Consider the following 10,121-nt stretch of genomic DNA (forward strand, 5'->3'; position numbering starts at 1 on the left):
GTTATTTTGTGGTGATCTAATTATATTACAGTTTGGTCTACTATGGGCATTTTTTTATTAATTTTTATTAGTTCAAGTTCATTTTACAATTAAGCTATTATATATAATTGACATTATGTTTATTTTTGATTATTAGATAGGATAGAAGGTTAAATATCAATTTATAGATGGTAATGGGAGGACTGCAAGATTACTATTGAATCTTGAGTTGATGAAGGCTGGTTATCCTTCAGTAATTATTAGAAATGAAGATAGAGCTAGAGATTATAGTTCTTTAGATAAAGCATGTACAACGGGAGATTATGATGATTTTATTTCATTAGTAGTTGAATCCCTAAATAAGAGTTTGGATATGTATTTAGACTTGATAGGTTAAAGTGTGCATTTAATATGTTATATGTTATATGATATTGTATACACAATGTAGATATGTAGGAGGAGGTTGTATGTTAACTGGAAATAAACACTTTAGATGTAATGAGGAAGAATGGCAACTATTTAAGTTACTTTGTAAGAGAAGAGGTAGTAATGCTAGTATAGAAATTAGAAGATTTATTAATAGATTTAATGAAAAATAAACTAAAAATCTTAAAGAAAACAATGAAATTGATAATTTTAAAGGAATTATTAGAGAAAATTTAATCAAATAATAAAATTTAGTTCTATAAAATATAAAATTTTGGTTCTTCCACGACTTTTGAGAAAATATATTATTTATCCTTTTAGCCACAGGTTTTAACCTGAGGTGATATCATGTATTGCTCATAGCTATGGGTTAAAACCCATAGCTAAATAATAATAAGCTTATTATTATTTATAATCACAAAGTTCATTGTTGAACCAAAATTATTATTGATTTACATCCGATATATTCTCCTTTCATTGGGTTTGGCATATTTAATGATAAGGGATATATCGGTTTTTTTGTAGCTGTTTTCAGTGTTAATTTATGGTATTTTTATTTCATCACAAAGTTCGTTGTTGAACCATTATAAATGATGCTAATGAAGATTTAGTAAATGTTTATAAGGTCATAAAGAATAATGTAGACTTGCTAATTGAGGATTTAAAAAAGCATAAGAATGAAAAAGACTACTATTATGAGATAAGAAAGCTAGATCGAACTGATGCCTATGGGCAAATGAGTGATATAGAGAAAGCATCTAGGATTATATTTTTGAATAAGACTTGTTTTAAATGTATTATGCTATTTTTTACTACAACAGGTGACTATCCAGTTGATTTCTGTATTAAACAGAAGTCAACTTTTATTTATACTATCAAGATAGTAAATTAACCTTATCTTAATAAAAGGTCTAATTTAGTTTAATTTTAACTCATAATTAATATTCAGTTCAAAATTTCTTAAAGAACTTATGATAAAATTTTACATTGAAGGAAAATAATAATCAAATAAAGAAAGAAGGGGGAATCAATATGAAATTAAATTTAAGAGAAATGTAGCGATAATATTGACATTGTTTACACTCATATTTAATTCAACTACTACAGAAGCTAAGGGTCTTCAAAAGTAATTTCGAGAAGTTAAATTTAGTCGGTGCTTAGAAGATAGATGATAAAGTACTAAGATTGGATAAGCTCTTATTTATTCACGGTTGAAATTTAGAGTCTAAAGTAAGAGAATAATTAAAATTTGGGGGAGAATTAAAAAATGATTAAATTAGCCAATGAAAGTATAGCTAAAAGAAGATATAAGCAACAATTATTAAATAACATATACCAAGGTAAAGGGCTAGAAAAAGTAAAGAGTGATAAAGAGACAGAAGCAAATAATCAAAGAGATACTTTCCAAAGTGGAAACATAGAAGGAAGAAACTGGAATAAAAAACCTGCTTTCTATAATGCTCAGGGAAGAAAGACAAATAGAGTATTCAATTTAGCAAAAACTACTAAGAAGGCAGGAGTAGAACTTAACTTACCAGTAAAAAGTGCTACTATCTCTAGTGATTATGGAGAAGATAGAGGAGGTCATATTCATAAAGGGATAGATTTTGATGGAAATATGGGAGATGATATCTTAAGTGCGGCTAATGGAAAGGTAGTTTTTGTAGGAGAGATAGAAGATGGAGGAAATACAGTAGCAATTCAACATGCAGGGGGAATAGTTTCTAAGTACATGCATCTACAAGAGCAGGGGGTAAAAGAAGGTCAATTTATTAAAGCAGGAGAAAAGATAGGAACTATGGGTAATACAGGAAATACTTATTCTGTTAATAATGGTGATGGAAGTCATCTTCACTTTGAAGTAATGGAAGATGGTCAGAATGTAGATCCTGATAAGTATTTAAATTTACGTGGAGTGGAACATAAGGTAGGAGATTATGGCGGGGCAGAAATTTTAAGGGATTTTACTCTTGATAAAGATTTAGTACCAATTGGAAAAGAAGAACATTACAGTCGTAATAAATTAAATAAGGCTCCTGCTACTCTTGGTGAGTTGAAGGGAGAGAAAGATAACTGGATAAAAATGGATGAAGATAAATCTCTTTATCATATGCAAGGAGAAGATGGACTAGACAATGTAAAGTATGTTTCAATTGATGGACATTATGAAGCTGTATATGGTAGTGGGGATGATGATGCAATATTACTCACAGAAGAAAATGATCCAGTGAATATGGGAACTTATAATTTTAAGGATCCTAACAATGATCCTGTAGGTCATTTTCTATATGATATGCTTCCTTATTATTTATGGGGGAATAGTCCTGAGGACTGCACAGACGTTTACGATAGAGTAGTAGGAATAAATTTACATGGACCTGGCTATAAAAGTTGCTAAAAGTTATTAAGAAGATAGGTTGTATAATTAATATTGTATATAGTGTTTTTAAGCAAGAAAGAGAATAAATTTAGTTGATTTTAACTTAAAATTAATAATTAATTCATAATTTCTTAAAGAAAACATGTTAAACTTTTACATTGAAGGTGGATAATAATTGAATAAGGAAGGCAAAAATAAGGAGGAATTATGATGAAGTTTAATTTTAAGAAAAATGTAGTATTAACACTAACATTGTTTTTACTCATATTGGCAGGGTGTACGAATTCAACTACTACCAAAACGGATGATATTTCAAAAGGTTCTAAAAAGGAGAAGATTGAGCTTAGCTTTTATTTTCCGGTTTCAGTTGGAGGACCTGTAACCAAGATTATTGATCAATTGGCAGAAGATTTTATGGCAGAAAATCCAACAATTAAAGTCAATCCGATTTATGCTGGAAGTTATGCTGATACAATGACTAGAGCCCAAACATCTGTCCAAGGGGGAAATCCTCCAGATTTAGCAGTGATCTTAGCTACTGAGCTTTATACTTTAAGGAGCATGGATGCTATCGAACCTCTTGATAGATTTATTGAAGATGACTATATTAATGATTTTTATGAAGGTTTTTTAGAAAATTCTCAAGCTGATGGTAAAACTTGGAGTATTCCCTTCCAAAGAAGTACTCCGGTAATGTATTATAATAAAGAGGCTTTTGCAAAAGCAGGGTTAAATCCAGAAAAGCCACCTAAGAATTGGGATCAATTACTTAGTTATGCTAAAAAATTAACAATTAAGGATGGCTCTGGAGAGGTAGAGCAATGGGGAGTAGAGATTCCTTCTTCTGGTTTTCCCTATTGGTTATTCCAGGGTTTTGCTTTGCAAAATGGTAAGAATTTAATGTCTGATGATGGTAAAGAAGTATACTTTGATACTCCAGAAAACGTAGAAGCTTTACAGTTTATAGTTGACTTATCTAGAAAGTATGGGGTTATGCCTAAAAATGTTATTGATTGGGCTACTGTACCTTCTGATTTTATGAAAGGGAAGACAGCAATAATGTATCATACAACAGGAAATCTGACTAATGTTAAAAATAATGCAGACTTTGAATTTGGGGTTGCTTATCAGTCTGCCAACAAGAGTTATGGCTCTCCTACTGGTGGAGGAAATCTTTATATCTTCAAAGATATCCCAGAAGAGCATAAGAAGGCAGCGTGGAAATTTATTAAGTGGTTAACTACTCCTAAAAGAGCGGCTCAATGGAGTATTGATACTGGATACATAGCTACTCGTAAGTCAGCTTATGAGACTAAATTAATGAAAGATTATGTTAAATCCTTCCCTCCAGCTGCAGTTGCTAGAGATCAGTTAGAGTATGCATCAGCTGAGCTATCAACCTATAATAATGGGCGGATATATCAAGTTATAAATGATAATTTACAGGCAGCTATTGTTGGTGATAAGAGTCCAGCAGAAGCTTTAAAAGATGCTCAACAAGAAGCTGATAGAATTCTAAAGCCTTATAATTAATATAAGAGAGGTGGAATATATATGAAGAATGGATGGAGAAATAGTACTTTTAAAGTCAATTTTTATTCTTGGTTATTTCTCCTCCCTTCTCTCATCTTCCTAACTATCTTTACTTTTTATCCAATATTAAAGACAATTTATCAGAGCTTCTTCCAGTCAATGCAGGGGGAGCATGATTCTGTTTTTATAGGTTTGGATAATTATAAATATTTAATGGAAGATGAAGTATTTTGGGAGGTAATTAAAAATAATATCTGGTATGCTTTAGGAACTGTACCAACTAGTATAATATTAGCAATGATGATGGCCTGTTTTGTTAATGCCAAGATTCGTGCTAAGAGTTGGATCAGGACTTTTTTCTTTTATCCTACGGTAATACCTACCATTGCGATTGCAAATATTTGGCTATTTATCTATACGCCAGGTTATGGTCTAATAAATCATATATTATCTTGGTTTGGTATAGGAAGCGTTAATTTTTTAGGACAGTCTGAAACGGTAATGGCTGCTATGATTGTAATGATAGTTTGGAAGCAGGCAGGTTATTTTATGATTTTTTATTTGGCCGGATTGCAGAACATTCCAACAAATTTATATGAAGTAGCTAAAATTGAAGGGACATCTGCTTGGAACACCTTTAAGACAATCACCTTTCCTTTGCTGATGCCAACGACATTATTTGTTTTTATTATATCATTGACTAATGCGTTTAAATTAGTAGATCACATTATAGTTATGACTCAAGGCGGACCAAATAATGCCAGTAATTTATTACTGTATTATATCTATCAAGTAGCTTTTAGATTTTGGGATAAAGGATTAGCCTCTGCTTTGACAGTAATTATGTTAATGATAATGGTAATTATAGCTGTGATTCAATTCTTTAGTCTTGATCGTAAAATTCATTATAGTTAAAGGAGGGGATAGTTTGAAACGGATTTTTCGTTTTTGTATGTATTTTTTAGCACTATTGTGGGTAATACCTTTGCTCTGGCTAATTTGGACTGCTATTCGTCCTAGTCAGTTAGCAACTTCGTTATCTTTTAGTGTTGATTTTACCTTGGATAATTTTATTGATGCTTGGCAGAAAGCCCCCTTTGCTCAATATTATTTGAATACTTTTTATATTGTATTTGGTATTTTAATAGTTCAATTAATAACTGCTACTTTAGCAGCTTATGTATTTGCAAGATTAAATTTTTGGGGTAAAAAGGTCATCTTTATATTGATTTTAGTTCAATTAATGATCCCTATCGATGTTTTGATTTTCCCTAATTATAATGTTTTAAGGGATTTGTCATTATTAAATACCAAGCTTGGAATTATGATTCCTTATTTTGCAACTGCTTTTGGTATCTTCTTATTACGCCAACGCTTTAAAAGTGTTCCCTATGAATTAGAAGAGGTGGCTAAATTAGAAGGTTGTGGTATCTTGGAAACCATTTGGAAGGTATATGTTCCTTTAGCAAAACCAACTTATATAGCTTTTGGTCTTGTTTCTGTGAGCTATCATTGGAGTAGCTTTTTATGGCCTTTAATAGTTACAGATTCTGCTCAAAATAGACCTTTAACAGTAGGATTATCTTTATTTGCTCAATCTTTTGAGACTGGGGCTCAATGGGCGGAGGTATCAGCAGCAACATTTATGGTTATTTTCCCCTTGTTATTAGCATTTTTTATCTTTCAAAAAGAATTTATAAGTAGTTTTATGCAATCGGGGATTAAATAAGAATGAATCTGGGAGGAATAAAAGTTGGCAAGCTTAAAGTTTGAAGATATTGAAAAAAATTATGATGATTTGACAGTAGTTAAAGACTTAAATTTAGAGATTAATGATGAAGAGTTTATAGTTTTTGTTGGTCCATCTGGTTGTGGTAAGTCTACTACTTTGAGGATAATAGCAGGTTTAGAGGAGATATCCAAGGGTAATCTTTATATTGGAGATAAAAGTGTTAATCAAGTAGAGCCTAAGGATAGAAATGTCTCTATGGTATTTCAAAATTATGCTTTATTTCCTCATCTTAACGTCTATGATAATATTGCTTTTGGACTGAGGGCTAGAAAGGTTCCAGAAAAAGAGATTAAGGAACTGGTAACTAATGCAGCAGGTATTTTAGGAATTAAAAATTTATTAGCTAGAAAGCCTAAAGAGTTATCAGGTGGGCAACAGCAAAGAGTGGCCTTGGGTAGGTCTATAGTACGTAAACCAGAAGTTTTTTTAATGGATGAGCCTTTATCAAATTTAGATGCTAATTTAAAGGTTCAAATGCGTAGTGAAATTACTAAATTACATAAAGAATTAAAGACTACTACAATTTATGTGACCCATGATCAAATTGAAGCGATGACTATGGCAGATAGAATTGTGATTATGAAAGATGGTGTAATTCAACAGGTTGGTACACCAAAGGAAGTTTATAATTATCCGAATAATGTTTTTGTAGGTAAATTTATTGGTCAACCAGCAATGAACTTCATTAATGGTATTTTAAAAGAAGATGCTTTTATTTTTGGGGAATATATGCTGCCACTTCCTATCCAACAGATCGATTTTTTGCGAAATTACATTGGGCAAGAATTGATTTTAGGAATTAGACCAGAAGATATTCATTATGAAGGTGATTATTCTCTACAAAAAAGTAGTCTGAATATAAAGGTGGATAAAGTGGAATTGTTAGGTTCAGAAGCTTATGCATATATGAATGTAGCAGGAGAAGAGATAATTTCGAGAATTAATCCTAGATTGGATATAAAATCTCAGCAAAACTTAAACTTTTATTTTGATTTAGAATGGGCTCATTTTTTCAATCCTAAAAGTAAGAATAGATTAAGGAAAACTGAACTCAAAAATGTTGTAAATCAATAAATAAGTAATAATGTTAGTAGATTGAAGGCCTTTATCTTATTTATATATATCAAAAAAATAATGAAAAGAATAATTATTAAAAAGCATACCCTATCGATAAGGTATGCTTTTTAATTTAAATTAAGAATTAATTGAATTATTTTATATAGAAGGAATTAATAACCTAATAAAGAAGTAATATAATAAATATAAAATTATTGGTATTATTTTTATAGTAGTTGTTAATATAGGTTTTATAATTTATTTAATGGAGCGTGAGAGGTTAACAATAATTTAACTAAAGATGATATTACTGCAAGTTATTGAGTAAAGCGGCACCCAGTATAGAGAATCAAGTACTGATAGAGAAGATATAGTTTTTAGGGAAAATTAATTTTATTGGAGTATTAAGTTTTTAAGGCAGAAAATTATAGCGAATTATACTTGAAACTTCAAAAAACATATGGTAATATTAATATGTTAGTCACTATAATTTTGAAAGTGAGGGTTGTAAATGTTTATTATGAGACTTCGCAGATTTGTTGGATAATCTCAACAAACTAAATATAATCTAAGGCATAAACCTAAGTTAAAGAATTAGGACAACTAGGTCAAATTTGTTATGCCTTATTTGCGGATTCTTGATGAACATTTATACAATACTCTTTAACTAATAATATATAAATAAAAACTGTATTCTGTCTTAAATTACAGTATTTTGCAGTTATTTAACTACAGAAGTATATTTATTTTAAAGGTTGTAGGTGAACAATATGTTCATTTATAACCTTTTTTATATTTTTACTTAAGATAAATCTCTTCTAATAAAAAATTATAATCAGCAATTAAGTTATATATGGGTGTTTAATGTTTAAGAATCCGCTGTAGGTAGATAAGCCTAGATTTTAATTAAAACTAGATTGATAAAAAATGAAAGGAGATTTAAAATGACTAAAAAGAGAAAAGCCATATTAATAGGTGTTAATCTTAAAAATCAAGAAGATAATTTTGAATATTTGATGAATGAGTTGGAGGGGTTGGCACTTGCTTGTAATATAGAGGTAGTTGGAGAAATAATTCAAAATTTAAATTATATTAACAATCCCCATTATCTTGGTACAGGTAAGATTAGCCAACTTGGAGAATTAATCGACTATAAAGATGCCAATCTAGTCATAGCCAATGATGAATTATCGCCTTCTCAAATTCGTGTACTTGAAGATAGGCTTGATGTAAGGGTAGTTGATAGAACAATGTTAATCTTAGATATATTTGCCCAGCGTGCAAGGACAAGAGAAGCAAAATTACAAGTGGAAGTAGCTAGACTTCAGTATATGCTGCCTAGATTAGTTGGTCAAAGAAAATATGACCGTCAAGGAGGAGGGGCTGGCTTAATAAATAGAGGTGCAGGAGAAACAAGTTTAGAATTAAGTAGAAGAAGAATTGAAGATAAGATAGTAGGATTGGAGAAGGAATTAGAAGTACTAGCTTCACAACGAAAAATACAACGCAATAGACGTAAAAAAAGTGGAATTCCTGTTGTCTCCTTAGTTGGATATACCAATGCAGGAAAGTCTACTTTGCTAAATGCAATGGTTGAGATGTATAATTCATCCTTGGACAAACAGGTTTTTGAGAAGGATATGTTATTTGCAACCTTAGAAACTTCAGTTAGAAAGATAAATTTGCCTGATAATAAATTGTTTTTGCTGACAGATACCGTTGGATTTGTAAATAGATTACCCCATCATCTTGTTAAAGCATTTAGATCTACATTAGAGGAAGTTGCAGAAGCTGATTTAATAATTCATGTTGTTGATTATTCAGATCCTAAATATCAAAAGTCAGTTGATATCACAAATAAAACATTAGAGGAGATTGGAGTTGAGAATACTCCTATTATTTATGCTTTTAATAAAGGAGATTTAACAGATACTATAATTCCTCATTTGGGAGAGGATAGGGTCTATTTATCTGCTAAGAAAAGAACAGGAATAAATGAATTGATCCAATTAATTAGTGAATATATCTTTAAGGACTATACCCAATGTGAAATGTTAATTTCCTATGGTCAAGAACAACTAGTTTCTTACTTTCATGAAAATGCTAATGTGCTTGCAACTAGTTATGAAGAAGAAGGTACTAAGTTGAATTTAGAGTGTAAAGAGAGTGATTATGAAAAATATCAGCCTTATGTAATAAGTAATAAAATATTTACCTAGAGTTAATTCCAGATGATAAAGTATTATTATAGGTCTGGAATTTTTCGGTAAAATGATTATAGCAGATATGATTTTTATATAAAGCCAGAAATTTTATTGTTTGATTGAATGAATAGAATAATATGGGACTTTTTAAGTAGCTCATTTCTTCATAAAGAAGGAAGAGCTACTTTTTCTATTTAGTAATATAAGTAATTAGCTTATGCTCCACCTACTTAAGATTTATATTTGTGATATTAGCTATAAATTATTACTTGGATCAAAGAATAAGAGTGAAAGTTTTATTATTAATATGCTTTTATCTTCCTAAATTATAGTATATAGGATTAGAAAAAGGATAAAATTAATAATCTTTCTCCAGAATATGTAAAAAAACTAACAAAAGTTTAAAGAGTCTAAAAATGATATTTAAAATCTGTATTTTTTCTTCTGGTTTTTTATTCTTTATATGTTAATATTATTAATAAATACAATATTATAGTGATAATTAATTATTTTACTATAAAATTACAAAAAATATTTTGAGTGTTATTGAAAATACAGAGAATGATTAAATAAAGATAAAGACTTAATTATTTATATTTACACTACTTTACAAAAATCAGATAAAACATTTACCTAAAAATAACAAAGTCAGACATCTAAATCCTAGAGATAATAATCATAGTCAATAAAAACTAAATCTAGGAGATGTCTGACTATGATTAATATTCCCAATAATTCAACAAACCAAACA

Annotated in this window: 8 protein-coding genes and 1 pseudogene; all 9 read left to right on the plus strand. The window is 29.9% G+C overall.

Annotated elements, in window-relative coordinates:
- Positions 1 to 154: 154 nt before the first annotated feature.
- Positions 155 to 376: pseudogene (locus BX659_RS18045) on the plus strand (Fic family protein); the annotation flags it as partial.
- Positions 377 to 446: 70 nt separating this feature from the next.
- Positions 447 to 578 (plus strand): hypothetical protein, encoded by a 132-nt coding sequence (locus tag BX659_RS19560; RefSeq protein ID WP_258176161.1) that lies wholly within the window; start codon positions 447 to 449, stop codon positions 576 to 578.
- Positions 579 to 991: 413 nt separating this feature from the next.
- A complete protein-coding gene (locus BX659_RS18050; protein ID WP_258176162.1) occupies positions 992 to 1,297 on the plus strand; it encodes a DNA adenine methylase in 306 nt (101 codons plus the stop codon).
- Positions 1,298 to 1,672: 375 nt separating this feature from the next.
- On the plus strand, positions 1,673 to 2,803 hold the full coding sequence (locus BX659_RS18055) for a M23 family metallopeptidase (RefSeq protein WP_097019617.1): 1,131 nt from the start codon (positions 1,673 to 1,675) through the stop codon (positions 2,801 to 2,803).
- Positions 2,804 to 2,992: 189 nt separating this feature from the next.
- Positions 2,993 to 4,318: an ABC transporter substrate-binding protein gene (locus tag BX659_RS18060; RefSeq protein ID WP_374956489.1), complete on the plus strand. Its 1,326-nt coding sequence runs from the start codon at positions 2,993 to 2,995 to the stop codon at positions 4,316 to 4,318.
- Between the two features lie 21 nt (positions 4,319 to 4,339).
- Entirely contained in the window at positions 4,340 to 5,233 is an 894-nt protein-coding gene (locus BX659_RS18065; protein WP_097019619.1) for a carbohydrate ABC transporter permease, read from the plus strand.
- 37 nt (positions 5,234 to 5,270) lie between these two features.
- Positions 5,271 to 6,047 carry a carbohydrate ABC transporter permease gene (locus tag BX659_RS18070; protein ID WP_097019620.1) on the plus strand — a complete coding sequence of 259 codons (777 nt, stop codon included), beginning with the start codon at positions 5,271 to 5,273 and terminating at the stop codon, positions 6,045 to 6,047.
- Positions 6,048 to 6,071: 24 nt separating this feature from the next.
- Positions 6,072 to 7,184, plus strand: a complete 1,113-nt coding sequence (locus tag BX659_RS18075) for an ABC transporter ATP-binding protein (protein WP_097019621.1) — start codon at positions 6,072 to 6,074, stop codon at positions 7,182 to 7,184.
- A 926-nt stretch (positions 7,185 to 8,110) separates the two neighbouring features.
- The gene (gene hflX, locus BX659_RS18080; RefSeq protein ID WP_097019622.1) at positions 8,111 to 9,385 is read left to right on the plus strand and encodes a GTPase HflX; all 1,275 of its coding nucleotides are present in this window, start codon (positions 8,111 to 8,113) and stop codon (positions 9,383 to 9,385) included.
- Positions 9,386 to 10,121 lie beyond the last annotated feature (736 nt).

Origin of the sequence: Orenia metallireducens (assembly GCF_003001995.1) — a bacterium.
GTDB classification, from domain to species: Bacteria; Bacillota; Halanaerobiia; order Halobacteroidales; family Halobacteroidaceae; genus Orenia; species Orenia metallireducens_B.

What these genes read in the sequence shown, in the direction of transcription:
- BX659_RS19560 (WP_258176161.1), top strand. Translation starts at nt 447, where the DNA reads ATGTTAACTGGAAATAAACACTTTAGATGTAATGAGGAAGAATGGCAA.
- BX659_RS18055 (WP_097019617.1), top strand. Translation starts at nt 1,673, where the DNA reads ATGATTAAATTAGCCAATGAAAGTATAGCTAAAAGAAGATATAAGCAA.
- BX659_RS18060 (WP_374956489.1), top strand. Translation starts at nt 2,993, where the DNA reads ATGATGAAGTTTAATTTTAAGAAAAATGTAGTATTAACACTAACATTG.
- BX659_RS18065 (WP_097019619.1), top strand. Translation starts at nt 4,340, where the DNA reads ATGAAGAATGGATGGAGAAATAGTACTTTTAAAGTCAATTTTTATTCT.
- BX659_RS18070 (WP_097019620.1), top strand. Translation starts at nt 5,271, where the DNA reads ATGTATTTTTTAGCACTATTGTGGGTAATACCTTTGCTCTGGCTAATT.
- hflX (WP_097019622.1), top strand. Translation starts at nt 8,111, where the DNA reads ATGACTAAAAAGAGAAAAGCCATATTAATAGGTGTTAATCTTAAAAAT.